Origin of the sequence: Paraburkholderia sp. BCC1876 (genome assembly GCF_902833695.1) — a bacterium.
In the GTDB taxonomy this organism is placed as follows: domain Bacteria; phylum Pseudomonadota; class Gammaproteobacteria; order Burkholderiales; family Burkholderiaceae; genus Paraburkholderia.
Genome location: NZ_CADFGI010000002.1, coordinates 704,374 through 729,978 on the forward strand (window position 1 = coordinate 704,374; position 25,605 = coordinate 729,978).

The 25,605-nt window shown below is 65.6% G+C and carries 20 protein-coding genes; 9 read left to right on the plus strand and 11 right to left on the minus strand.

Annotated features, from left to right (window positions below):
* Nucleotides 1–175 precede the first annotated feature (175 nt).
* Both HWY05_RS09680 and HWY05_RS09685 read right to left on the minus strand, forming a co-directional pair.
* Nucleotides 176–1,765, minus strand: coding sequence for an NAD(P)H-hydrate dehydratase (locus tag HWY05_RS09680; protein ID WP_176058166.1), 1,590 nt, complete (start codon nucleotides 1,763–1,765; stop codon nucleotides 176–178).
* 106 nt (nucleotides 1,766–1,871) lie between these two features.
* Entirely contained in the window at nucleotides 1,872–3,167 is a 1,296-nt protein-coding gene (locus HWY05_RS09685; protein ID WP_176058167.1) for an FAD-dependent oxidoreductase, read from the minus strand.
* A gap of 326 nt (nucleotides 3,168–3,493) precedes the next feature.
* Here HWY05_RS09685 and purL point away from each other — a divergent pair, with 326 nt between their 5' ends.
* Nucleotides 3,494–7,588 (plus strand): phosphoribosylformylglycinamidine synthase, encoded by a 4,095-nt coding sequence (gene purL, locus HWY05_RS09690; protein WP_176058168.1) that lies wholly within the window; start codon nucleotides 3,494–3,496, stop codon nucleotides 7,586–7,588.
* A gap of 146 nt (nucleotides 7,589–7,734) precedes the next feature.
* Here the strand turns inward: purL and HWY05_RS09695 are convergent, their stop codons facing one another.
* The 5 genes from HWY05_RS09695 to HWY05_RS09715 form a co-directional block, all read right to left on the minus strand.
* A complete protein-coding gene (locus HWY05_RS09695) occupies nucleotides 7,735–8,514 on the minus strand; it encodes a peptidylprolyl isomerase (RefSeq protein WP_035550281.1) in 780 nt (259 codons plus the stop codon).
* 10 nt (nucleotides 8,515–8,524) lie between these two features.
* Nucleotides 8,525–8,845 (minus strand): BolA family protein, encoded by a 321-nt coding sequence (locus tag HWY05_RS09700; protein ID WP_176058169.1) that lies wholly within the window; start codon nucleotides 8,843–8,845, stop codon nucleotides 8,525–8,527.
* Nucleotide 8,846: 1 nt separating this feature from the next.
* Nucleotides 8,847–9,377 carry a septation protein A gene (locus tag HWY05_RS09705; RefSeq protein WP_012432930.1) on the minus strand — a complete coding sequence of 177 codons (531 nt, stop codon included), beginning with the start codon at nucleotides 9,375–9,377 and terminating at the stop codon, nucleotides 8,847–8,849.
* A 112-nt stretch (nucleotides 9,378–9,489) separates the two neighbouring features.
* A complete protein-coding gene (gene msrB, locus HWY05_RS09710; RefSeq protein WP_035550275.1) occupies nucleotides 9,490–9,921 on the minus strand; it encodes a peptide-methionine (R)-S-oxide reductase MsrB in 432 nt (143 codons plus the stop codon).
* Nucleotides 9,922–9,976: 55 nt separating this feature from the next.
* A complete protein-coding gene (locus HWY05_RS09715) occupies nucleotides 9,977–11,533 on the minus strand; it encodes a protein adenylyltransferase SelO (protein WP_035550272.1) in 1,557 nt (518 codons plus the stop codon).
* A gap of 98 nt (nucleotides 11,534–11,631) precedes the next feature.
* Between HWY05_RS09715 and HWY05_RS09720 the strand changes: the two genes are divergently transcribed.
* From HWY05_RS09720 to HWY05_RS09730, 3 genes are all read left to right on the plus strand, one after another.
* Nucleotides 11,632–13,308 (plus strand): 3-(methylthio)propionyl-CoA ligase, encoded by a 1,677-nt coding sequence (locus tag HWY05_RS09720; protein WP_176058170.1) that lies wholly within the window; start codon nucleotides 11,632–11,634, stop codon nucleotides 13,306–13,308.
* Nucleotides 13,309–13,525: 217 nt separating this feature from the next.
* On the plus strand, nucleotides 13,526–15,610 hold the full coding sequence (locus HWY05_RS09725) for a 3-hydroxyacyl-CoA dehydrogenase NAD-binding domain-containing protein (protein WP_176058171.1): 2,085 nt from the start codon (nucleotides 13,526–13,528) through the stop codon (nucleotides 15,608–15,610).
* Nucleotides 15,611–15,805: 195 nt separating this feature from the next.
* Nucleotides 15,806–16,984 carry an acetyl-CoA C-acyltransferase gene (locus HWY05_RS09730; RefSeq protein WP_035550265.1) on the plus strand — a complete coding sequence of 393 codons (1,179 nt, stop codon included), beginning with the start codon at nucleotides 15,806–15,808 and terminating at the stop codon, nucleotides 16,982–16,984.
* Between the two features lie 28 nt (nucleotides 16,985–17,012).
* Here HWY05_RS09730 and HWY05_RS09735 read toward each other — a convergent pair whose 3' ends face one another.
* Both HWY05_RS09735 and HWY05_RS09740 read right to left on the minus strand, forming a co-directional pair.
* On the minus strand, nucleotides 17,013–17,516 hold the full coding sequence (locus HWY05_RS09735; RefSeq protein WP_035561810.1) for an LEA type 2 family protein: 504 nt from the start codon (nucleotides 17,514–17,516) through the stop codon (nucleotides 17,013–17,015).
* A gap of 70 nt (nucleotides 17,517–17,586) precedes the next feature.
* Nucleotides 17,587–17,964: a hypothetical protein gene (locus tag HWY05_RS09740; protein ID WP_176058172.1), complete on the minus strand. Its 378-nt coding sequence runs from the start codon at nucleotides 17,962–17,964 to the stop codon at nucleotides 17,587–17,589.
* Between the two features lie 178 nt (nucleotides 17,965–18,142).
* Here HWY05_RS09740 and HWY05_RS09745 point away from each other — a divergent pair, with 178 nt between their 5' ends.
* From HWY05_RS09745 to HWY05_RS09765, 5 genes are all read left to right on the plus strand, one after another.
* Nucleotides 18,143–19,657 carry a PLP-dependent aminotransferase family protein gene (locus tag HWY05_RS09745; protein ID WP_035561807.1) on the plus strand — a complete coding sequence of 505 codons (1,515 nt, stop codon included), beginning with the start codon at nucleotides 18,143–18,145 and terminating at the stop codon, nucleotides 19,655–19,657.
* A gap of 102 nt (nucleotides 19,658–19,759) precedes the next feature.
* A complete protein-coding gene (locus tag HWY05_RS09750; protein WP_035550259.1) occupies nucleotides 19,760–20,245 on the plus strand; it encodes a PaaI family thioesterase in 486 nt (161 codons plus the stop codon).
* A gap of 150 nt (nucleotides 20,246–20,395) precedes the next feature.
* Nucleotides 20,396–21,394 (plus strand): NADP-dependent oxidoreductase, encoded by a 999-nt coding sequence (locus HWY05_RS09755; RefSeq protein WP_176058173.1) that lies wholly within the window; start codon nucleotides 20,396–20,398, stop codon nucleotides 21,392–21,394.
* 19 nt (nucleotides 21,395–21,413) lie between these two features.
* Nucleotides 21,414–22,373 carry an SDR family oxidoreductase gene (locus HWY05_RS09760; protein ID WP_176058174.1) on the plus strand — a complete coding sequence of 320 codons (960 nt, stop codon included), beginning with the start codon at nucleotides 21,414–21,416 and terminating at the stop codon, nucleotides 22,371–22,373.
* A 106-nt stretch (nucleotides 22,374–22,479) separates the two neighbouring features.
* Nucleotides 22,480–23,439 carry an alpha/beta hydrolase gene (locus HWY05_RS09765; protein ID WP_176058175.1) on the plus strand — a complete coding sequence of 320 codons (960 nt, stop codon included), beginning with the start codon at nucleotides 22,480–22,482 and terminating at the stop codon, nucleotides 23,437–23,439.
* A 194-nt stretch (nucleotides 23,440–23,633) separates the two neighbouring features.
* Here the strand turns inward: HWY05_RS09765 and HWY05_RS09770 are convergent, their stop codons facing one another.
* Both HWY05_RS09770 and HWY05_RS09775 read right to left on the minus strand, forming a co-directional pair.
* Entirely contained in the window at nucleotides 23,634–24,479 is an 846-nt protein-coding gene (locus tag HWY05_RS09770; RefSeq protein ID WP_176058176.1) for an NRDE family protein, read from the minus strand.
* Nucleotides 24,480–24,502: 23 nt separating this feature from the next.
* A complete protein-coding gene (locus HWY05_RS09775) occupies nucleotides 24,503–25,582 on the minus strand; it encodes a folate-binding protein YgfZ (protein ID WP_176058177.1) in 1,080 nt (359 codons plus the stop codon).
* Between the last annotated feature and the right edge of the window lie 23 nt (nucleotides 25,583–25,605).

Here is a 25,605-nt window from a genome sequence, read left to right on the forward strand (position 1 = left end):
GGCTTCGGGCGTTCGCTGCGCGATGCGAACGTGCGCGGAAGCTTCGCCGCCACCCGCTTCGAATCCGACGCGCGGCGCAGTCGTTCAGTATAGCGGCCTTGTGTGAAGGGTGACAGGCAGGCGCGCTTTGGCGGCGCGGTGCAGAGTTTGGGATGCGGGCGCCGCGTCCCACGTCTCACCCTTCCGTCGCCGGATAAAACAGCCGGTTCAGCAAACTCCGCACCATCGGCGCCAGTTCGCCCGCCGTCAAGCCAGCCGGACCGTGCCCTTGCGCCGTCAGCGTGTCGGCGGCGAGGCCGTGCAGATAGACGCCCGCCAACGCCGCTTCGTAGCGCGGCAGATGTTGCGCAAGCAACGCGCCGATGATGCCGCCGAGCACGTCGCCGGTGCCGCCCGTTGCGAGCGCGGCGTTGCCGGTCGGATTGATCGCGAGGCGGCCGTCGGGCGCGGCGATGATCGTGCCGGTGCCTTTCAGCACCACCACGCTGGCAAAGCGCGCCGCCAGCGCACGCGCCGCGCCGAGCCGGTCGCGCTGCACGCCGGGCGCGTCGGTGCCGAGCAGGCGCGCGGCTTCGAGCGGATGGGGCGTGAGAAGGCACGGATCGCCTTGCACGCCGCGCGCGGTGAGTTCGGCCGCGAGCGACGGATCTTTCGCGATCAGATTCAGCGCGTCCGCGTCGAACAGCTTCGGCATGTCGAGTTGCAGCACGTCATGCAGCACCTGGGTGGCGCGCTCGCGCTCGCCCATGCCGCAGCCGATCGCGAGCGCGTCCATCTTGTCGAGCGGCAGCGCGTCGATCGCATGCAGCATCAGTTCGGGATGCGGCGGATCGTAGGGCGGCGCGCCGTCGCCCAGCAGCGCGACGTGCACTTTGCCCGCGCCGGTGTACAGCGCCGCGCGCGACGCGAGGATCGGCGCGCCGCACATGCCGGTGTCGCCGCCGACCACGGCGAGGCTGCCGAAGGTGCCCTTGTTGGTGGCGAAATCGCGTGGCGGCAGGAAGCCGGCGAACAGGTCGGGCGCATTGAGTTGCACGGCCGTGCGTTTGCTGGAGTCGATGCCGATCGGCGCAACGGTGACCGAGCCGGCGAGGTCGCGGCCTTGCGCGGTGAACAGCCCCGGTTTGGCGGCGATAAAGCTGATCGTGTGCGTGGCGTGCACGGCCACGCCGTCGCTTTCGCCGACCACCGTGCCGGTGTCGCTGTCGAGGCCGCTGGGGACGTCGAGCGCCAGCACGCCGCCTTTGCGCGGCCGCGCCTTGGCGCGCTGCGAAAGCTGCCGCGCGACCGTCGCGAAGACGCCGTCGAGGGCGCGTGTCAGGCCGATGCCGAACATGCCGTCCACGAGCCACGTGTAGCTGTCCAGCGACGCGGGCGGCGCCGTGCTGATCGCAACGCCGGCTGCGCGCGCCAGTTCGAGAGCCCAGCGGGCGTCGTCCGGTTTCACGTCGACCGGCATGCACAGTTCCACGGCAATGCCGTCCTTGTGCAGCTCCGTCGCGAGGACCAGCGCGTCGCCGCCGTTATTGCCGGGGCCGGCGATCAGCCACACCTTCTGCTTCGCGCGTTCGATCGACGTGTCGCGTGTGATGAGTTCCTGCAGGAAGCTCGCCGCGGACTTGCCGGCGCGCGCCATCAGCGTGTGCTCGGGCAAGCCGGCCGCGGCCTGCGATTCGGCGAGCCGCAGGTCGGTCAGCGTCAGTAAAGGCAGCGCCTTGTTGTGAGGGCGGGTGAGGGTAGGCGGGGTGAGGTCGGCTTCGGTCATGGCGGCGGGCGATTCGCCCTGGCGCAAGGCCCGAGGCGAGGAAGCTGGAGAAGCCGCTATGGTAGTGCCGATGAGCGCGCCGCGCGAACCCATCGGCCGGCTGCGACTAGAAGCGGTCCGCGCGCAGCGCCGCCAGCGTGTCCGCGGGCACATCCGGCGTCTGACCGGACATCAGATCGGCGATCAGTTTGCCCGCGCCGCAAGCCAGCCCCCAGCCCGCCGGGCCATGACCGACGTTGACGAAGAGGCGCGGATGCACCGCGTTGCCGATCACCGGCAAGCCGTCGGGCGACAGCAGTTTGACGCCTTCCCACGGCAGCGCCGCCGAGATCCGCGCCGCGCCCGGAATCCAGTCGTGCGTGGCCTGGCCGAGCAGCGCCAGCGCTTCTTTGGTCAACGCTTCGCCAAGCGGCTTGTCGATCTGTGCGGCGCTCTGCAGCACCGCGCCACCCGCAATCCGCAGCCGATGATTCATCCGGCTGATCGCAATACGCTTGACCGCGTCGACGATCGCTACATGCGGCGCGCATTCTTCATGCGCGATCGGCGCGACCAGCGTATGCAGGCGCAGCGGATGCAGCGGCAGGCGCAGGCCGAGCGGTTCGAGCAGCGCGAGGCTGCCGTGCCCGGCGGCCACGACGACCGCGTCCGCATGGATCACGTCGACCTCGCGCGAGCGCGACGACGCGCCCGGCCGCGGCGCCAGTTCCACCGACGCGCGCTGACCTTCGAGACGGATCGCCGAGACTTCGCAGCCAAGCATGAATTGCACGCCGCCTTGCGTATCGAGCGTCTGCTTGATCAGCTTGGCGAACAGCGGCGAGTTGGCCGTGCGTTCCTGATCGAACAGCACGCCGCCGGCGAACTCCGGCTCGGCGCGCACCGAATGCTCGAACGCGCTGCATTCGGCGGGCGTCAGCACGTGATGCGGCACTTCGTTCTGGCGCAGCAGGTCGAGCGCCGGCTGGGTCTGCTCCCACTCCTGCGCGGAGCGCACCAGGTACAGCAAACCGCTGGTTTGTTCGAATTCGAGGCCGAAGCGCGCTTCGACGTCGGCCATGGCGTCGCGCGACAGTTCGATCAGCGGACGCAGCCGGGCATATTGGCGGCTGAAGGCCTCGGGGTCCTGCAGCGTGGCAAGTTGTTTGACGAACTGGCGCGCCGGCCCGGTGAAGCCGGTCTTGCTGATGACGCCGTTTCTGGCGTTCTGCCGGCTCGCCATGAAGGTCGGGCCGAACCAGACGTCGAGCGGCGTGGGCAGCACGGTGCCGCCGTGGCCATAGGTCGCGCCTTGCGCCACCGTGGCGTGACGCTCGACGACGCAGACCCGGTGACCGGCCGCGCGCAATTGATAAGCGGTGGCGACGCCCGCAATCCCGCCGCCGATGACGATGACATCCATGTTCTGATTCGAATGGCCGACGGGACGCCGAAGCGGCGCGCTCCCGTTGAGCGTGACATGCGGCGCGCATTGCCCGGCCTGACTCATTGCCTCAGGCCGCTCGCGCCGATCTGGTGAAAGGGCGAATGATAGCAGCCAAAGTGCTCGCGCGGCCACGCGGGCGGCACGCCGGAAAGCGTCGCGCGGCGCGGCGCGAGCGGGCCGAAAGCGCACCGGCAAGGCGGCCGGAAGCCCTTTCCCGGGGTATAATCTCGGACTTCTTTTCCGCCTCACGTCGCCTGCACGCGCGACTTCTCGGCATCACTGAGCGACGCAAAGTCAAGTCCATGGCCCACTTCTCGTGTTTCCCCGGCGCTTCGGCCCTTTCCGATTTCCGTCAAACCCGCCTGCTCGACACGCTTACGCGCATCGACCCGAACATCACCGGCGTGCGCGGGCAGTATCTGCACTTCGTCAACGCCCAGAGCGAGCTGTCCGCTGAAGACACGGCGAAGATCGAAGCGCTGATGCACTACGGCGATCCGCTCGAAGAAAGCAAAGAGCGCGGCACGGCCGAAACCTTCCTCGTGGTGCCGCGCTTCGGCACGGTGTCGCCGTGGGCCAGCAAGGCCACCGACATCGCGCATCTGTGCGGTCTCACGCAGGTGCGCCGGATCGAGCGCGGCGTCGAGTACACGGTCACGCTGAAAAGCGGCCTGCTGGGCGGCAAGAAGGCACTCTCCGACGAAGCCCGCGCGGCTGTCGTCGCCGCGCTGCACGACCGCATGACCGAAAGCGTGTCGAGCTCGCGCGAACACGCGCTGCATCTGTTCGACGAACTGCCGGCCAAGCCGCTGCAAACCGTCGACGTGCTCGGCCACGGCCGCGGCGCGCTGGAAGCGGCGAACACGGAACTGGGCCTCGCACTGGCGGACGACGAAATCGACTACCTGGTCGACGCGTTCACGACACTCGGCCGCAACCCGACCGACGTCGAACTGATGATGTTCGCGCAGGCCAACAGCGAACACTGCCGTCACAAGATTTTCAACGCGGACTGGAGTATCGACGGCGAGAAGCAGGACATCTCGCTGTTCAACATGATCCGCAATACCGAGAAGCTGAATCCGCAAGGCACGATCGTCGCGTATTCTGACAACTCGGCGATCATGGCGGGCGGCATGGCCGAGCGCTGGTTCCCGCGCACGCCGGCCGACCTCGGCGCAAGCGAACTGCCGGAACATTACCGCCGTGGCGTCGAACTCACGCACACGCTGATGAAGGTGGAAACGCATAACCACCCGACCGCGATCTCGCCGTTCCCGGGCGCGTCCACCGGCTCGGGCGGTGAAATCCGCGACGAAGGCGCGACCGGTCGCGGCGCACGTCCTAAGGCGGGTCTGGCCGGCTTCACGGTGTCGAATCTGGCGTTGCCGGACGGCGTCGAGGCATGGGAAAACGCGCGCGACGTCGCGCAGCCGCTCGCACACCGCAATCCCGCCGAGCAGCACGAAGCGTACGGCCGTCCGGACCGCATCGCATCGCCGCTGCAAATCATGATCGACGGCCCGCTCGGCGGCGCCGCGTTCAACAACGAATTCGGCCGGCCGAATCTGGGTGGCTATTTCCGCGCTTACGAGCAGAACGTCGCGGGTCTGGTGCGCGGCTATCACAAGCCGATCATGATCGCCGGCGGCATCGGCAATATTTCGGACCAGCACACGCATAAGCACGATCTGCCGGAAGGCTCGCTGCTGATCCAGATCGGCGGCCCGGGCATGCGGATCGGCATGGGCGGCGGCGCGGCGAGTTCCATGGCGACCGGCACCAATACCGCCGAGCTCGACTTCGACTCGGTGCAGCGCGGCAACCCCGAAATCGAACGCCGGGCGCAGGAAGTCATCAACGCGTGCTGGCAGCTCGGCGACAAGAACCCGATTCTGAGCATTCACGACGTCGGCGCGGGCGGTTTGTCGAACGCGTTCCCGGAAGTGGTCGACGGCGCCAGCAAGGGTGCGTTGTTCGATCTGCGCAAGATCCAGCTCGAAGAGAGCGGTTTGTCGCCGCGCGAAATCTGGTCGAACGAAGCGCAAGAACGTTACGTGCTGGCCATCGCGCCGGCCGATCTGCCGGCGTTCGAAGCCATGTGCCTGCGCGAGCGCTGCCCGTTCGCGGTGATCGGCACGGCGACCGCCGAGCGTCAACTGAAGGTGATCGACTCCGAGCAGAACGCGGACAGCGCGCATCAACCGGTCGATATGCCGATGGAAGTGCTGCTCGGCAAAGCGCCGCGCATGCATCGCGACGTCAAGCGCGTCGAGCAGAAGCTGGAACCGGTGGACGTCACCGGGATTGCGTTGCCGGACGTCGCGGTCAGCGTGCTGCGTCACCCCACGGTCGCGAGCAAGTCGTTCCTGATTACCATCGGCGATCGTTCGGTGGGTGGCACGACCGCGCGTGACCAGATGGTCGGCCCGTGGCAAGTGCCGGTGGCCGACGTTGCGATCACCACGATGGACTACGCGGGTTTCCGCGGCGAAGCGATGACCATGGCCGAGCGCACGCCGCTCGCCGTGATCAACGCGCCGGCGTCGGGCCGCATGGCGGTCGGCGAGGCGGTCACGAACATCGCGGCTGCACCGATCGCGTCGCTCGACAAGCTCAAGCTGTCGGCGAACTGGATGGCCGCATGTGGCGCAGCCGGTGAAGACGCCGCGCTGTACGACACGGTCAAGGCGATCGGCATGGAACTGTGCCCGGCGCTCGGTATCAGCATTCCGGTCGGTAAAGATTCGCTGTCCATGCGCACCAAGTGGGAAGACCACGGTGTTGCGAAAGAAGTGGTCGCGCCGGTCTCGCTGATCATCACGGCGTTCGCGCCGGTTGAAGACGTAAGGAAGCACCTCACGCCGCAACTGCGCCGCGCCAACGGTACAGATGGCGTGGGCGACTCGGTGCTGATCGCGATCGACCTCGGTCGCGGCAAGCATCGTCTGGGCGGCAGTATTCTCGCGCAGGTCACGCAGCAGGTCGGCGACACGGTGCCGGACGTCGACGATCCGGAAGATCTGAAGCGTTTCTTCGCCGCGATCCAGGCGCTGAATAGCGAAGGCAAGCTGCTCGCGTACCACGACCGCTCGGACGGCGGCCTGTGGGCGACGGTGTGCGAAATGGCGTTCGCGGGTCACGTGGGCGTGTCGCTGAATGTCGACATGCTGGTGCTCGATCCGAACCACGAATCCGATTACGGCGACGCGAAAGACTGGGCCAAGCAGACCAGCGGCCGCCGTGAAGACCGCACGATCCGCGCGCTGTTCAACGAAGAACTCGGTGCCGTGATCCAGGTGCGTGCAACGGACCGCGACGCGGTGCTCGCCGCATTGCGCGAACACGGCCTGTCGGCGTGCTCGCATGTGATCGGCAAGCTCAACGAGCGCGACACGATCGAAATCTATCGCGACGCGAAGAAGATCTACGAAGCGCCGCGCACCGACCTACATCGCACGTGGAGCGAAGTGAGCTGGCGTATCTCGCGTCTGCGCGATAACCCGGCTTGCGCCGACGCCGAATACGACATGCTGTCGGACGCGGCCGATCCGGGCATTACGCCGGTCTTGAGCTTCGATCCGAAAGAAGACGTGGCCGCGCCGTTCATCGGCAAGAGCGCGCGTCCGCGTGTCGCGATCCTGCGTGAGCAGGGCGTGAACTCGCACCTCGAAACCGCGTACGCATTCGACCGCGCCGGCTTCGACGCGCACGACGTGCACATGAGCGATCTGCTGGCAGGCCGCGCCAATCTGGCGGATTTCGCCGGGGCGGTGGCGTGCGGCGGCTTCTCGTACGGCGACACGCTAGGCGCGGGTGAAGGCTGGGCGAAGGCGATTCGCTTCAACGCGCAACTGGCCGACATGTTCGCCGCGTTCTTCGGTCGCGAAGACACGTTCGCGCTGGGCATTTGCAACGGTTGCCAGATGATGAGCAGCCTCGCGTCGATGATCCCGGGCGCGCAAGCCTGGCCGAAGTTCACGCGCAACAAGTCGGAGAAATTCGAAGCGCGCTTCTCGCTGGTCGAAGTGCAGGCTTCGCCGTCGATCTTCTTCAACGGTATGGAAGGCTCGCGCATTCCGGTGGCGATCGCTCACGGCGAAGGCTATGCGGACTTCTCGCAGCAGGGCGACGCGTCGAAGGTGGCCGTGACCATGCGCTTTGTCGATCACCGTGGTCAGGCGACCGAGCAGTATCCGTTCAACCCGAACGGATCGCCGGAGGGCATCACGTCGGTCACCACGCCGGACGGCCGCTTCACGGTGCTGATGCCGCACACCGAGCGCGTGCATCGCGCGGTGCAGATGAGCTGGCATCCGGAAGGCTGGGGTGAGGGCAGCACGGACGCAAGCCCGTGGCTGCGCGTGTTCCAGAACGCACGCCGCTGGTTGGGCTGAGGCTGAGGTTGAGCAGAAACAAAAAACCGCCCGAGGGCGGTTTTTTTGTCTCACACACCGAGCAAAACGTAAAACAACCAGGTCATCAAAGCAAAAAAGCCGCCGAGGGCGGCTTGTTCGTTTCAGCCAGTGGGCAAGTAACCCGCTTACTGAATCTTCGCGTTCTTACGCAGGCCTTCTTCGAACGCTTGCAGCTTTTCCTGCTGGATCTGCTGCACGATCTGCGGACGCACCTGTTCCAGCGGCGGCGGCGTGATAGCGCGCGTATCGTCGAGGCGAATGATGTGCCAGCCGAATTGCGTATGCACCGGCGTGTCGGTCATCTGGCCTTTCTGCAGATGCGTGGCCGCGTCCGCGAATTCAGGCACATAAGCCTTCGGGTCGGACCAGTCCAGGTCGCCGCCGTTCTTGCCCGATCCCGGGTCCTTCGAGTATTGCTTGGCGAGATCTTCGAAGCTTGCGCCGGCCTTGATCTTCGCGATCAGGTCCTTTGCCTGCTGTTCGTTGTCCACCAGGATGTGGTGCAGGTGATATTCCTTGCCGCCCGCATCTTTGATCAGCGCGTTGTAACGCGCCGTGACTTCGGCGTCGCTCGGCGTGTTGTTCTTCACGAAGTCTTCGATCAGCGCGCGCAGCACCACGGTTTGTTGCGCGACGGCGATTTGGGCCTTGATGTCCGGACGATTCGGCAGGCCGCGACGCAGGGCTTCCTGCATCAGGATTTCGCGATTCACCAGCTCTTCGCGCACAGCCGTTTGCAGTTGCGGCGTGTTTTGCTGGCCTTGATGCACCAGTTGTTCGATCAGCGCGTCGGCGCGTGCCTTCGGAATCGGCGTGCCGTTCACGACAGCGATGTTCTGTGCAAATGCAGGTGCGGCCGCGAACGCAGCCAGCAATACCCAAAGGTGGGTTTTCTTCAAGGTCATCGGAAGGTTCCTAGCGGGGCAACAAAGCGAATTCTTCGGGCGTATACGCCGTGATTGCAAGGGCATGAATGCCGCGCTGCATGGCATCGGCCAGCGCATCATACACCATGCGATGCCGCGCCACGCGGGCCTTGCCGGCGAATGCGGCGGCCACGATCGTGACACTGAAATGACCGCCGGCCGAGGCGCCGGCATGGCCCGCGTGCTGCGCGCTGTCGTCGCTGATCTGGATCGACGCGACCGGCGCGAGCGCGGCGGTGAGGCGCGCTTCGATCAGCGCGGCACGCTCGGCGGTGGTGGCGTGCATGAAAACATGGGTGTCGGTGGTCATGTCATTCTTCCTTCATGTACTTCGACAGCCACAAGCTCTGTCCGACGATAAACACCACGAGGCAACCGGTCGCGCCGAACAGCTTGAAATTGACCCACTGGTCGGTGGTGTAGTTGTACGCGACGAACAGATTGACGAGCCCGAGCAGTACGAAAAAGATCGCCCAGACTACGCTCAGCTTGCCCCAGATCGCGTGCGGCAGCGTGATCTGCTTGCCCATCATCGCTTCGATCAGGTTCTTGTTGAAGGCCAGTTGCGAGACGATCAGCGCAACGGAAAACGCCCAGTACAGCACGGTCGGCTTCCACTTGATGAAAGTGTCGTTATGCAGCACGAGCGTCGCGCCGCCAAATACGGTGACGACGCCGAGGCTCACCCACAGCATCGGATCGACCTTGCGGTGACGGAACGCCACCCACGCGATCTGCACCAGCGTGGCGACGATCGCCACTGCCGTCGCCGTGAAAATGCCCCAGATCTTGAAGGCGACGAAGAACAGGATGATCGGGAACAGATCGAACAGGAATTTCATTATCTGGTCGGGAATTCGCAGAAGGAGTCGAGGGATGAGGGACGCGGCGCGAAACGGCCGGCGGCGCCTGCAACGCAGGCCCCACCGGCAATGCGCCGGACTCCGCGCTGCGTTACTTGGGCTCGAATTGTAACGCAGCCGAATTGATGCAGTAACGCAGACCCGTCGGCGCCGGGCCGTCTTCGAACACGTGACCCAGATGCGCGCCGCAGTTCTTGCATTGCACTTCGATGCGCAGCATGCCGTGCGCGCGGTCGGTTTTCTCGGCGATCACTTCGCCGTTGATCGGCTTGAAGTAGCTCGGCCAGCCGCAGCCGGCGTCGAACTTGGTGTCGGATTCGAAGAGCGGCGTGCCGCAGCACACGCAGTCGTAAATGCCGCGATCCCAGTGGTCGTGATAGCGGCCGGTGAACGGGCGCTCGGTGGCCGCGTGGCGCGTCACCTGGTATTCGACGTCGGAGAGCTGCTTGCGCCACTCGGCGTCGTCTTTCTGCACGGCGGGGACGTCGGGGGTGTTGGGGTTGAGGTCGTCGGGCTTGTTCATGGTCGGGGTTCCTGTCTCGGGCTTGTTTTGGGGACTGCACTACGGCTTCGGCACGTCACGACGAGCAGCTCACTTCCAGCGAACTCGCCCAGTCGGGCGGCAACCCCGCATACGCTTCATGCTCGGGCTGTTCGTCGAACGGGCGGCGCAGTACCGCCGCCAGACGCTCCACTTCCGAAAAATCCTTCTCTTTCGCGTGGCGGATCGCCGTTTCCGCCAGATGATTGCGAAGAATGAATTTGGGGTTGACCCGGTTCATTGCAATGGCGCGCGCGGCGTCGTCGCGTGTTTCATGGGACAGGCGCGCGCGGTAGTCGTTCGCCCACGCGTCGAACGCGGCGCGGTCGAGGAACAGGTCGCGCACCGCCGTGTCGCCGCTCGCGTCGTGTCGCGACACGCGCGCGAGATGGCGGAACGTCAGCGTGAAATCGGCGCGGTTGGCGTGCATCACCTCGAACAGACGATTCACCAATGTGTCGTCGCCGTCGCGTTCGATCTCCAGGCCGAGTTTCGCGCGCATGCGCCGTTCCAGCGCCGGCGCGAAACGCTCCTTGAAACCGCCGAGCACGCGCTGCGCGTCTTCGATCGCCTTGTCGCCGCGCACGCTTTCGTCGTGCTGTTCGCCGAGCAGCGGCAACAGCCCTTGCGCCAGACAGAAGAGATTCCAGTAGGCGATCTGCGGCTGCATCTTGTAGGCGTAACGGCCTTGCGAATCGGAGTGATTGCAGATGTAGCCGGCGTCGAAACCGTCCATGAAACCGAACGGACCGTAGTCGATCGTCAGGCCAAGAATCGACATGTTGTCGGTATTCATCACGCCGTGGCAGAAGCCGACCGCCTGCCATTCGACCATCAGGTCGGCGGTGGATTTCACGGCTTCGCCGAGCAGCGCGAGATAGGGGTCGTCGGCGTCGCGGCAATGCGGATAGAAACGCTCGATCACGTGATCGGCGAGCGCGCGCAGCGCGTCGGTGCGATCGTTCGAATAGAAATGCTCGAAGTGGCCGAAGCGCACGAAACTCGGCGCGACCCGCGTGACCACCGCGGCGGTTTCGATTTCTTCGCGCCGCACCGGCTGATCGGAGCCGACCACGCACAGCGCGCGAGTGGTCGGAATGCCCAGGTGATGCATGGCTTCCGAACACAAAAACTCGCGGATCGACGAGCGCAGCACCGCGCGGCCGTCGCCCATGCGCGAATAGGGCGTGCGCCCCGCGCCTTTGAGTTGCAGCTCGAAGCGTTGGCCGTTATGCGCGACCTCGCCGAGACCGAGCGCGCGACCGTCGCCGAGCTGGCCGGCCCACACGCCGAACTGATGCCCCGAGTACACCGACGCATACGGCAGCGCCTCGGCGGGCCATTCGCGCGTGGCGTTGCCGGAGAACAGTTCGGCGAAACCGGGGTCGCCCTGGAGGCCCGGCTCTAAACCGAGCAGCGCGGCGGTCTCCGCGGAGAAGCCGACCATGTAGGGCGCATTGAGCGGCGCCGCCGGCAGACGGGTCAGGAAGACGCTGCCGAGCCGCGCGAACGCGTTTTCAGGCGCGCTGACGAGTGCATTGGAAAGAGCCGCTAACGGCCCGGATAACCCTGCAAAGCTTGGGGAAAACGACATGTTGAGCGCCTCTGGATTAACCGATATTGTAAGTCCGCTCCCGCGGCGCTGCAGGCTGGCGTCCCATTGAAGCAACCAGAACGAGGAGACCTCTCTTTATGACGACGCCGCTGCCTGGACAGATGATGGACGTGCCGCTCACCGTATCCTCGTTGCTCGCGCATGCCGCGCGGCATTTCGGCGGCACCGAAATCGTGTCGCGGCGTATCGAAGGCGACCTGCATCGCTACACCTACCGAGATTGCGAAAAACGCGCGAAGCAGCTCGCGCAGGCGCTGATCGCGCTGGGCGTCGAACCGGGCGAACGGGTGGCAACGCTGGCATGGAACGGCTACCGGCATCTCGAAGCCTATTACGGCACGACCGGCTTCGGCGCGGTGTGCCACACGATCAACCCGCGTCTCTTTCCCGACCAGATCGCCTACATCGTCAATCACGCCGACGACGCCTACGTGATGTTCGACACCACGTTTGCGCCGCTGGTCGACGCGCTCGCGCCGCAGTGCCCGAAAGTGCGCGGCTGGATCGCGCTCGCCGACGAAGCGCATCTGCCGGCCATGCAAACGCCGGTGTTCAGTTACGAAACGCTGGTCGACGCGCAGGACGGCAACTTCGCGTGGCCGGAGCTCGACGAGCGCCAGGCCTCCTACCTTTGCTATACGTCCGGCACCACCGGCAATCCGAAGGGCGCGCTGTACTCGCATCGCTCGACGGTGCTGCACGCGTTCGGCGCGGCGTTGCCCGATGCCATGAGCCTGTCCGCGCGCGACGCCGTGCTGCCGGTCGTGCCGATGTTCCATGTGAACGCATGGGGCATTCCGCACAGCGCGCCGTTGACCGGCGCGAAGCTGGTGTTTCCCGGCAAGGACCTCGACGGCAAGTCGCTGTACGAATTGATGGAGAGCGAACGCGTCACGTATTCCGCCGGCGTGCCGACCGTGTGGCTCGGTTTGCTGAACTATCTGCGCGAGGCGGGCGTGCGGTTTTCGTCGTTGAATCGCACGGTGATCGGCGGCTCGGCGTGTCCGCCGGCCATGCTGCGCGCGTTCGAGGACGACTACGGCGTGCAGGTGATTCACGCATGGGGCATGACCGAAATGTCGCCGCTCGGCACGCTGTCGAAACTGACGTGGGAGCAATCGCAACGTCCGCTCGCCGAGCAGCGCAAATTGCTGGAAAAGCAGGGCCATGTGCTGTACGGCGTCGATATGAAGATCGTCGGCGAAGACGGTCGGGAGTTGCCTTGGGACGGCGTTGCGTTCGGCGATCTGCATGTGCGCGGACCGTGGGTGATCGACCGGTATTTCCGCAAGGACGATTCGCCGCTGGTGGACGGCTGGTTTCCAACCGGCGACGTCGCGACGATCGACCCGGACAGTTTTCTGAACATCACGGATCGCTCGAAAGACGTGATCAAGTCGGGTGGCGAATGGATCAGTTCGATCGACGTCGAGAACGTCGCGATCGCGCATCCGGCGGTGGCGGAAGCGGCCTGCATCGCCTGCGCGCATCCGAAGTGGACCGAGCGGCCGCTGCTGGTGGTCGTCAAGCGCGCGGGCTTCGACGTGACGCGCGAGGAACTGCTCGCGTTCTACGACGGCAAGGTCGCCAAATGGTGGATTCCCGACGACGTCGCCTTCGTCGACGAACTGCCGCACACGGCCACCGGCAAACTGCAGAAGCTGAAGCTGCGCGATCTGTTCCGCAATCATGTGCTGCCGTCCGCATTGGAGGACGAGAAGGATTGTCCGCTGGTTAGGGGAAACCCCGCCTAACGGTAAATTGAACGAGCGTGCTTTTTTGTGTATTCTGCCTGCTGACCCCGGTTAATCGAGCAGCGAGTTGGTTACGAGTCGGCGTATGAGTCGTTGAGCGTGTCGCCCACTCGCCGGCAACAAGCGGACAATGATCCGACTCGGTGAACCGGACGGGCGGCGCGTCATGCGCCGCCTCAACCGCAACATGGCATGAATCGCATGGAGGCAGGCAGAGATGGCAGTGGACTACACAACTCATGACGGCGTGGCCGTCATCACGCTGAACAATCCTCCCGTGAACGGCCTCGGTCTGTCGACGCGAGCGGGCATTGTCGACGGAATCGAGCGCGCGCAGAACGATCCGGCCATCAAGGCCATCGTGCTGACCGGCGCGGGCAAAGCCTTTTCGGGCGGCGCCGACATCACCGAATTCAACACGTCGAAAGCGACCCAGGAGCCGACGCTCGCCACCGTCATCAAGGTGGTGGAAAGCAGCGCGAAACCGGTGATCGCAGCGATTCACAGCGTGGCGATGGGCGGCGGTCTGGAATTGGCGCTCGGCGCGCATTACCGGATCGCGGCGCCCGGCGCACAGATCGCGCTGCCGGAAGTGAAGCTCGGCATTCTGCCGGGCGCGGGCGGCACGCAGCGTCTGCCGCGCGCCATCGGCCTCGAAGCGTCGCTCAATATGATCGTGTCCGGCGCGCCGGTCCTGTCCGAGAAACTGGCCGATTCGGGTCTGTTCGACGAAATCGCGCAAGGCGATCTGGCCGACGCGGCGCTCGCGTTCGCTCGCCAGGTCGGCGCGAAGGCAGGCCCGCATCCGCGCGTGCGCGATCGCAAGATCGAGCATCCGAACGCGGCCGGTTTCATCCAGTTCACGCGCAACACCGTCTCGGCGATGGCGAAGAATTTCCCCGCGCCGCTGAAATGTATCGACGCGGTGGAAGCCGGCGTGCAGAACGGTTTCGACAAGGGCCTCGCATTCGAACGCGATTGCTTCATCGCGCTGGTGCAGACGCCCGAGAGCCACGCGCTGCGTCATGCGTTCTTCGGCGAACGCGCGGCCAGCAAGATTCCCGATGTACCGGCCGATACGCCGGTGCGCGATATCGCCCAGGTGGCGGTGATCGGCGCCGGCACGATGGGCGGCGGCATCGCGATGAACTTCATCAACGTGGGCATTCCCGTCACGCTGCTGGAAACGAAACAGGACGCGCTCGATCGCGGACTCGCTACGATCCGCAAGAACTACGAAGCCAGCGTGAAGAAGGGCAAGCTTAAGCCCGAGGCGCTCGAACAGCGCATGGCGTTGATCACATCCACACTGTCCTACGACGACCTCAACAAGGCCGACCTGATCGTCGAAGCGGTGTTCGAGGAACTCGGCGTGAAAGAGCAGGTGTTCAAGCGACTCGACGAAGTGGCCAAGCCCGGCGCGATCCTCGCGTCGAACACGTCGACGCTGGACGTCGACAAGATCGCCGCGTTCACGAAGCGTCCGCAGGACGTGGTCGGCATGCACTTCTTCAGCCCGGCCAACGTGATGAAGCTGCTCGAAGTGGTGCGCGGCAAGGACACGGCGAAAGACGTGCTCGCCACCGTCATGAAGCTCGCGAAGAAGATCAAAAAGACCGCGGTGGTCTCGGGCGTGTGCGACGGCTTTATCGGCAACCGGATGATCGAGCAGTACATCCGTCAGGCGCTCTTCATGCTCGAGGAAGGCGCGCTGCCCGCGCAGGTCGACAAGGCCATCGAGAAATTCGGTTTTGCGATGGGCCCGTTCCGCATGAGCGATCTGGCCGGCAACGACATCGGCTGGGCGATCCGCAAGCGCCGCTATCAGGAACATCCCGACATGCACTATTCGAAGATCGCCGATCGTCTGTGCGAGACCGGGCGCTTCGGCCAGAAGACCGGCGGCGGCTGGTACGACTACAAGGCGGGCGACCGCACGGCGTATCCGTCGAAGGTGGTCGACGAGATGATTGGCGCGTTCTCGAAGGAAGCCAACGCCGAGCGCCGCAAGATCAGCGACGAGGAAATCGTCGAACGTCTCGTGTTCGCGCTCGTCAATGAAGGCGCGAAGATTCTCGAGGAAGGCATCGCGTCGAAGGCGTCGGATATCGACATGGTCTATCTGACCGGCTACGGCTTTCCGCTGTATCGCGGCGGTCCGATGCTGTACGCGGATACCGTCGGGCTCTACAACGTCGAGCGCGCGATTCGCCGCTATGCGGCGCGGCCGAACGGCGACGCGTGGCAACTCGCGCCGAGCATCGCGGAACTGGCGGCCAAGGGTCGCGGGTTCAACGGCTGAGGCTTCAAGGGCCATAGGCCCTTCGAGTGAAATGACTGAGGTGGCGCGTGCGTGTCCGCAAACTGCCGTACGGCGAAGTGCCGGCACGCCGCCATCGACATCGGGAAGGTCCGACCAACTTGTAGGGGACGAGAGTCAGCGCTAATGCGCCCACTCTGACCAATACGCTCACTCTCGTCGAAACAGGAGATTTGCATGACTGACGCCGTAATCGTATCGACCGCCCGCACGGGCCTCGCCAAATCCTGGCGCGGCGGTTTCAACATGACGCACGGCGCGACGCTCGGCGGCCACGTGACGCAGGCCGCGGTCGAGCGCGCGAACCTCGATCCGGCGCGCGTCGAAGACGTGATCATGGGCTGCGCCAATCCGGAAGGCGCGACGGGCATGAACATCGCGCGGCAGATCGCGCTGCGCGGCGGCCTGCCGGTCAGCGTGCCGGGCATGACGGTGAACCGCTTCTGTTCGTCGGGCTTGCAGACCATCGCGCTCGCCGCGCAACGCGTGATCGCCGGTGAAGGCGACGTGTTCGTCGCGGGCGGCGTGGAATCGATCTCGTGCGTGCAGAACGAGATGAACCGCCACATGATGACCGAAGGCTGGCTTAGCCAGCACAAGCCGGAAATCTACTGGTCGATGCTGCAGACCGCGGAAAACGTTGCCAGGCGCTATTCGATTTCGAAGGAACGTCAGGACGAATACGGCGTGCGCTCGCAGCAGCGCGCCGCGGCCGCGCTCGAAGCCGGCAAGTTCAAGGACGAGATCGTGCCGTTGACGGTGCTGGCCGGCGTCGCCGATAAAGCGAGCGGCCGGTTGTTCACGAAAGAAGTCACCGTTAGCAGCGACGAAGGCATTCGCGCCGACACCACGCTCGAAGGCGTGTCGAAGATCCGTACCGCGATGCCGGGTGGCGTCGTGACGGCGGGCAATGCGAGCCAGTTTTCGGACGGCGCGTCGGCCTGCGTGGTGATGAACGCGAAGGTCGCGGAGCGTGAAGGCCTGCAGCCGCTGGGGATTTTCCGCGGCTTCGCGGTGGCCGGTTGCGAGCCGGACGAAATGGGTATCGGGCCGGTGTTCGCGGTGCCGAAGCTACTCAAGCAGGCCGGTTTGAAGGTCGAGGACATCGACCTGTGGGAACTGAACGAGGCGTTCGCGGTGCAGGTGCTGTATTGCGCCGACAAGCTCGGTATTCCGCACGACCGCCTGAACGTGAACGGCGGCGCGATCGCGGTCGGCCATCCGTACGGCGTGTCGGGCGCGCGGCTGACCGGCCATGCGCTGATCGAAGGCAAGCGGCGCGGCGCGAAGCTGGTGGTCGTGACGATGTGTATCGGCGGCGGCCAGGGCGCGGCGGGGTTGTTCGAAGTGGTGTGAGGCGGTCTGCCAGCCCGGTGTGCCAACCTTAAGGCATTGCCATGCCGAGCGCCGGCAGGCTCAAGGTCCCTTGATCGACGAAACGTGTCGTGCTCGTCAAGCCGCCCGCGAGCTTGCCGCGCAGCAGGTAGGGAATTTGCCCCGACTGCGCGACGCCCGCGAACGCGAAGGCCTGGCGCACCGCGGCGAAGGCCGGCACGGTCAGCGGCACATTGACGACGGTTTCGCCATAGCGCGGCACCGTGCCGCCCTGATCGCTGACGCCGCTGGCGAACGGCTTGCCGTTCAGTTCGAGCGCGAGGGATACGCCGTCGAAGCTCACCGCCGATTCATTGGGGTTCTGCACCCGCAGTTTGACGTTGAAGCGCATTTCGAGGCCCTGGCTGTCGATCGGTTCGATGCCGGCCACGTTCACGCGCAACGGGTCGCCGCCGAACAGGCTGGCGCAACCGTTGAGCGTCAGCGTGACGACGGCGCCGAGGGCGGCCAGACGAACGGGACGGCTGGACAGCAACGCGCGAAGAAAGGACATGACCGGCACCTCGAAGGAAGCGGGTTGGATCATGCATTGTACTGGGCAACGATGAGCCGGACGGCGCGTGTCAGGCGGTGCGTCGCCACCAGGTTTTGACGAGCCCGGCCAGCGATTGCGGCGCCTGGCGCATCAGGTCGTACAGGTTGTTTTGCAAGCGCGGGGGCTGCAACACGAACGCCGCCGCGTGCCCCTGAACCGCGCTGATCGACACGACGCCGCGTTGCGGCGTTACGAAACACTCGCCTTCCTGCAAGCTGATCGTGGTGACGGGCACGGCGTCGCCGAGCCAGGCCAGCGAGTGATCGCGCAGTTGCAGTTGCAGCGCGCCTTCCACCGCCACGATCGCGGTGCGCGCGCGCAGGTCGTGCAGGGCCAGTTGACCGGCGGGCAGGCGCGAGGGCACGGCGTCGCGAGAGGAGAAGGCGCGAGATTGACGGAGCGACATGAGCGATTCCTTTAAACCGTTTTCATGCCACACAGCTTAGGGAGTCCGTCGACGTGAAAACAGCCGCAACGCCTGACTATCTGAACCGGTGCAGTAGGGCCATTCAGCGTGCTGTATCGGTCCGAATGGCGCCGATGTGTATCTGTTGCAGCACGCGAACAGTCCGCACCATCGTCGCATGACACAGTCCACTTCCTTGCAAGACAGCTCGCCGTCGGCGGAGCGCGCGGCGGATAGCCAGCCGCTCTATCGGCAACTGGCCGACCAATACCGTCGCGCGATCGGCAACGGCGTGCTGCGCCCGGGCGACCGCATGCCGTCGATGCGCGCATTCATGCAGCGCCACAGCGTGAGTCTCGCGACGGCGACCGAAAGCTACCGCGTGCTCGAACGCGCCGCGCTGATCGACGCCCGGCCGCGTGCCGGCTATTTCGTGCGGGTGCCGCCCGCCGCCGCGTTGCCGGCCGCCGCCGAACCGGACGCGGCGGATCTCGCCTTGCAGCCGGGCGCCGCGCAATTCGTCGGGATTCACTCGACGATTTCGGCGATCGTGTCCAAATACCGGCGCTATCCGGACGCGCTCAATCTGGGCGGCTCGACCGCGTCGCCCGATCTCTATCCGACCGCGGCGCTGCAGAAAACCGCGCTGCGCGCGTTGCGCCGGCAGCCCACCTTGCTGACCGCCACCGGCCACGATCACGGCGATCCGGCGTTGCGCGCGGTGATTGCGCGGCGCGTGCTCGAGGCCGGCATCCAGATCGGTGCGGACGACGTCATCATGACCCATGGCGGTATCGAAGCGATGAACCTCGCATTGCGCGCCGTGACTCAACCGGGCGACACCGTCGCGGTCGAGTCGCCGTGTTTTTTCGGCCTGCTGCAGGCACTGGAAAGCCTCGGTTTGCGCGCGCTCGAAATTCCGGCCAGTCCGAGCACGGGTCTTGCCGTCGAAGCGCTGGCGTTCGCGCTGCACACGCATCCCGACATCAAGGCCGTGGTGGTCGTGCCGCACCTGCAGAACCCGCTCGGCAGCGTGATGCCCGACGCGCACAAGGCCAGACTCGTCGAACTGTGCTCGCAGGCCGGCATTGCGCTGATCGAGGACGATCCGTATCGCGAACTCGTCGACGCGGCGTCGTCGCCGCGCTCGCTCAAGGCCTGGGACACCGACGGCACCGTGATCCACTGCACGTCGTTCAACAAGACGCTGGCGCCCGGCTTGCGGGTCGGCTGGATCAACGGCGGCCGCTGGCATCCGCGTGTCGGCATGCTGAAGTTCGCGCAGTCGCGTCATAACGAGCCTTTGGCGCAAGTCGTGCTCGCCGAATTTCTGGAAACCAGCGCGTATGAGCGGCATTTGCGGCGCTTGCGCGACCGGCTGCGGATTCAGCGCGAGCGGATGGCGGCGGCGATTGCCGCGTCGTTTCCGGACGGCACGCGTTTCACGCCGCCGGGCGGCGGGATGTTTTTCTGGATCGAGCTGCCGCGCGAGGTGTCGTCGGCGGCGTTCTTCGAGGCCGCTTTGCGCGATGGCATTCGCGTGATGCCCGGCACCGTGTACTCGAACGCGGGACGCTTCGATCATTTCATTCGCCTGAGTTGTCCGAGTACGGATATCGAGCAGGCCGACGAGGCGGTGCGCAAGCTCGGCCGACTCGCCACGCGGATGGCCACGCATGCGAAAACGCCATAGCGGGTATCATTTCCCGCTGCTGATCGCCGAACCCGCACAACCCGCTCGACCCGTATCGCGTCGTGATTCATCGCGCGTCGAGCACGAATTCAGATAACCGCAATGACCGATTCAACTTCATCCAAAGCCAATAGCGCGACCTTGCCCGAGAGTCCGTTCGTCGACCGGCTCGGCGCGCAGCTCGTGTCCGCGGCGGACGGCGTCAGCGAAGTCGTACTGCCGCTGCAGCCCGATCATATGAACACCTGGGACGTCGCGCACGGCGGCGTCACGATGACGCTCGCCGACGTCGCGCTAGCCATGGCCGCGCGCAGTCTGGCCGGCGACGGTGTGGGCGTGGTCACCGTCGAAATGAAGGTGAACTTCATGCAACCGGGCCGCGGCGAGTTGCGCGCGACCGGTCGCGTGCTGCATCGCTCGACCACCATGGCCTATTGCGAAGGCGAGATTCGCGACAGCGAAGGGCACTTCGTTGCCAAGGCGCTCGGCACGTTCAAATACATGCGACGCCTCGCGGTGGGCCGCGAGGTGACGCAGCAGCGCTTGCGCAGCGATCCGTCGGCGAAACCCGGTCCGAGCGACGGTTGATTGCCCGCGGCGTGCAGGTGCACCGACGTGTCTGTGTATCTGCATGTGCTGTCCGAACACCGTGCGCGCCGCGCCGCTTTTGCTTCTTGCGACTAGCACCCGTTTCAAATTACTCGCCGATCAAACCGGCAACTCATGGAGACGAACGACATGCCCCAGATCAACCGTCAACTCGTGCTGGCTTCGCGTCCGCAAGGCGCCGTCACGCCGGACAATTTCAGGCTCGTCGAGACGCCGCTCGCACCGCTCGCCGACGGCGAATTGTGCGTGCGTAATCACTTCCTGTCGCTCGATCCGTACATGCGCGCCCGCATGAACGACAGCAAGTCGTACGCGGCGCCGCAGCCGCTGGACGAAGTGATGGTCGGCGGCACGGTCGGTGAAGTGGTGGAGTCGAAGAACCCGAAATTCGCGGTAGGCGACAAGGTCATCGCGATGTTCGGCTGGCAGGAATACGGCGTCTCGAACGGCGCGGGCGTGCAGAAAGTGGACGATACGCATGTGCCGCTGTCGGCCTATCTCGGACCGGTCGGCATGCCCGGCGTCACCGCGTGGTACGGGCTGAACCGCATCATCGCGCCGGAGGCGGGCGAGACCGTGGTGGTCAGCGCGGCGAGCGGCGCGGTGGGCAGCGTGGTCGGGCAACTGGCGAAGCTGGCCGGCGCGCGCGCGGTCGGCATTGCGGGCGGTGCGGACAAGTGTCGCTATGTGGTCGAGACGCTCGGCTTCGACGCCTGCGTCGACTACAAGGCCGGCAATCTGTATCAGGACCTCAAGGCGGTGACGCCGGATGGCGTGGACGGCTACTTCGAGAACGTCGGCGGTGAAGTGCTCGACGTGACGCTGGCGCGCATGAACGCGTTCGGCCGGATCGCGCTGTGCGGGTTTATCGCGGGCTACGACGGCCAGCCGTTGCCGCTCAAGCATCCTTCGCTGATGCTCACGCAGCGTTTGCTGGTGCAAGGCTTTATCGTCAGCGAGCATATGGAAGTGTGGCCGGAAGCGCTGAAGCAGCTCGGCACGCTGGTCGCGCAGAACAAGCTGCAGTATCGCGAGACCATCGCGCAAGGTCTGGACGCGGCGCCCGAGGCATTCATGGGACTGCTCAAAGGCAAGAATTTCGGCAAGCAACTCGTCAAGCTGATCTGAGCCAACCAGGGGGCGCACGATGTTCGAATTCACAGGCAAGGTGGCGGTGATCACCGGCGCGGCGAGCGGCTTCGGCCGTGCGTTCGCGGACCAGGGCGCGGCGCTTGGCATGAAGCTCGTGCTGGCCGACGTGAATCCCGAGGCGCTCGCGCAAACCGTCGACGCCTTGCGCGCCGGCGGCGCCGAAGTGATCGGCGTGCCGACCGACGTCGCCAGCGCGGCCCAGGTCGAAGCGCTCGCGCAGGCGGCGCTCGACGCGTTCGGCAAGGTGCATCTGCTGTTCAACAACGCGGGCGTGGGCTCGGGCGGCTTCCTGTGGGAAAGCTCGGTGAACGACTGGTCGTGGGTGTTCGGCGTCAACGTGATGGGCGTCGCGCACGGCGTGCGTGTTTTCACGCCGATCATGCTGGCGCAGAACGAGCCGGCGCATATCGTCAATACGGCGTCCGTGGCGGGCTTGCTGTCGCCGGCCGCGATGGGCATCTACAACGCGTCCAAGCATGCGGTGGTGTCGCTCACCGAGACGCTGTATCACGATCTGCAACTGGCGCAGGCGGCTCAGGTGACGCAAGCGGCGCAGGCGGCAGAAGCGGGGCAAGGTGCGCAAGGTGTGCAAGGTGTGCAAGGTGCGGGTGCGGCTGGTGCTCTGGTGGGCTGTTCGCTGTTGTGCCCGGCCTTCGTGCCGACCGGTATCGCCAACGCCGAACGCGCGCGCCCCGCAACACTGCGCAACGACAGCGGCCCGACCCGCTCGCAGATCGCCGCGGGCAAGCAACTGCATCGCGCGGTGCAGTCGGGCAAGCTGAGCGCCGCCGACGTCGCCGATATCACCTTCGAAGCGATCGCCGCACGGCGTTTCTACATCATCACGCACCCGGGCATCATGGCGACGGTGGAACTGCGCCATGAGGATATCGAGCATTTGCGTAACCCGACCGATCCGATGTCGCTGAAGCCCGAAGTGAAGAACGCGGGTTAGAGGATCGCCAGCATGACCGGCGAGTTGCCGCATCGTGATGGGTTGCGATGCGAGGTTCGCCGGATCCTTTCTACTTTTTTGGCGCCTTTGCGCCGTTAGACGCACCATGCCGCTGAATCCGAAGATCGAGCAGGTGCTCGACATGATCGCGCGGGCCAAACGTCCGCCGCTTCATGAAATGACCGCGCAACAGGCGCGCGCGTCGTATGAAAAAAGCGCACCGATCCTGGAGATCGCCAGCGCGCCGATGTTCTCCGTCGACGATCTGCGCGTGCCCACGCGCGATGGCGCGACGATTCGCGCGCGTCTTTATTTCCCGGTCGAACCGGGCTGGGCTGAACCGGTTCCGGCGCTGGTGTATTACCACGGCGGCGGCTTCACGGTGGGCAGCGTCGACACGCACGACGCGCTATGCCGCATGCTCGCGCGCGACGGCGGTTGCGCGGTGTTGTCGGTGGATTACCGTCTCGCGCCCGAGCACAAGTTTCCTACTGCGGTCGATGACGCGTTCGACGCGTTGCGCTGGCTGCACACGCACGCGGCGGAATACGGCATCGATGAAAACCGGCTGGCGGTGGGCGGCGATAGCGCGGGCGGCACGTTGGCGACGGTCTGCGCGGTGCTCGCACGCGACGCGGATATCGAACTCGCGCTGCAATTGCTGATTTACCCCGGCACGAGCAGCCATCAGCAAACGGAATCGCATGCGCGTCTGGCCAATGGGTACCTGCTGTCGGGCGAGACGATTCAGTGGTTCTTCGATCACTACGTTCGCGACAGCAGCGATCGCGACGACTGGCGTTTCGCGCCGCTCGACGGCCAACGCGGCGCGCCCGCTTTCAGCGGCCTCGCGCCGGCCTGGATCGCGACCGCCGAATACGATCCGTTGAGCGACGAGGGCGACGCCTACGCGGAAAAGTTACGCGCCGCAGGCAACCTGGTCATGTTGCGACACTACCCGGGCATGATCCACGAGTTCTTCAAGATGGGCGGCTTCGTGCCGGATGTGGCGCAAGCGCATGCCGATGCCGCCGCGGCATTGCGCGGGGCGTTCGGCGTGGAATAGCGGTGGGTGTGGTGCGGTGTGGCTGCGTGCCTTGGCGATGTGGACTAGCGGCGTCGCCATTCAGGTTGCAGCGTGTCCGACTACTGCTGCCCGCAACAGGCGAGCCGTCAGACCGCCTATCCGGCGATCTCAGGTTGCAGCGTGTCCGACCGCTGACCGCTCTGCTCGCAACAGGCGAACCGTCAGACCGCTTATCAGGCGATCTCACGTTCAATATTGAACGCGAAGCTGCGCTCGAAATCGCCGGGCCGCACGATCCGGTGCGAGCCGTTATCGTCGCTGCGCTCGGCCACTGCGACGCTGACCACATCGCCCTGCGCGGCCACGCGCAACGCGGTTGTGCCGCGCGTGCCGTATTCCGGCGTTTCGATAAACGCCGCCGACAACGCCCGTTCGCGTTCCAGCGGAATACCGGTGGACGGCAATTCGTCGTCGCGTGCGAGGCGCGGGTCGCGCATCAGATCGATCAGCCGTTCGAGCGGCGGCATGGTCTGGGTTGCAAGCAGGGCGCCCAGTTCCGCGCGCTTGTTGACGAGCTTCGGCCACGCGGTATCGAGCACCGCGTTCGAAATGCCATGCGTGCCCGCTGCGAGCAGCGCGGGCGCCAGCGACGAACGGTTGCAGTACCAGCCGAGTTCGCGGCGTGTCCAGTCGCCCACCAGCAGGTTGAAGCCGTTGTAGATCTCGCCGGTTTGCGCGACGTGTTGCAGATAGGCGAGCGGCGTGTCGAGCGGCTGACCGTGTGCGTCGCGCGCGGCGCCGCTCAGCCAGTCGCTGACGAGTGTGCCGCGGGTCGGCGCGTCCGCGCGCATTTCATGCGGCGCGCGGTAATTGGTCAGCGCGGCAAAACGGCCGTCGCGCGATACGCCGAGCCACGTGCCGCCGCCCACCAGATCGCGGCCGGCCAGCACGGCTGGCGCGTCGTGCCACCAACTGACCGGTTCGGCGGTGCGGCGAAAGAATTCGTCGCGGTTCGCGGCGAGCGTGAAGAGCGGGCCGTCGACCGCATCGGGTCGCCAGTCGAAGACGATCAGGCACATCGGGGGAGGGTCTCCTTTGCCGCTCAAACTTCAGTCGGCAACCCATACGGCAGCGGCAGAAGCCGCAACCCCGCACCTTCCGCCGCGCCCAGATGCACCGAGCCGTTTTCCAGCGCGGCGAGCTTGATCTCCACCAGCAGATCGACGCCGCCTTCCGGCGCCGATGCCGCATTCACGACCATCCCACACGGCTGACCCGGATCGTCCGAGTGAAACAGCTCCGCGCCCGCCTTGACCGTGTCCAGTTCGCCGGCCACATTCGCCAGCGACGTGCGCCGCTTGATCGTGCCGCGATACTGGCTGCGTGCCACGACTTCCTGACCCGGATAGCAGCCTTTGCGGAAGTTCACCGCGCCGAGCACGTCGAAATTGACCATTTGCGGCACGAACTGCTCAACCACCGGCAGGGTGATGCGCGGTTCGCCGGCGCGAATGTCGAGCCAGTCCCACACCGCCGGCGACACGCGTTTGAGCTTGTCCTCTAAAGCCGGCAGATGCGCTTCGATCTGCGCCTTCGGGCCGATCCACAGATAACGCAGCCGCTCGAGCGCGTCCGGCACGCGAATCAGCGAGCCCGCCGGGCCGTCCACCTTCACATGCACGCCGTCCGGCAGCGCGTCGAACACGCCCGACAGCGCATGACGCACGTCGCCGGCGAGGCCGATCACCGCGACTTCGCCGCTCGCGTCCACCAGTTTGGCCTTGGCGCGCAGCACGAACATCGACAGCCGTTTTTGCACCGCGGCCTGCACGTCTTTCGACACCAGCAGGCGGATCGCCTCGCCGCTGCGCCACGTCAGGAACGACGCCAGCAGCCGCCCCTTGGCCGAGCAATAGCCGGCCAGCCGCGCGTTGGCGGCGTCGAGATGCTGGGTGTCGTTGGTGAGCTGGCCGTGCAGGAAGCTCGCCGCGTCGTCGCCGATCGTGTCGATCACGCCGAACTGCGTGAGCGGCATGTAGGCGCCGTGCTGGACGACGGCGTCGAATTCATCGGCGGACGGACGCGGCAGCACGGGCAGCGCGACGGACGAAGCCGGCGCGGCGGCAGCAGCGGAAGGGTTGACTGAGGCAGTGCCTGAAGCGGTAGCGAGCGGTGTGTTCATGGATTCGGAGAACAGTCAATTCT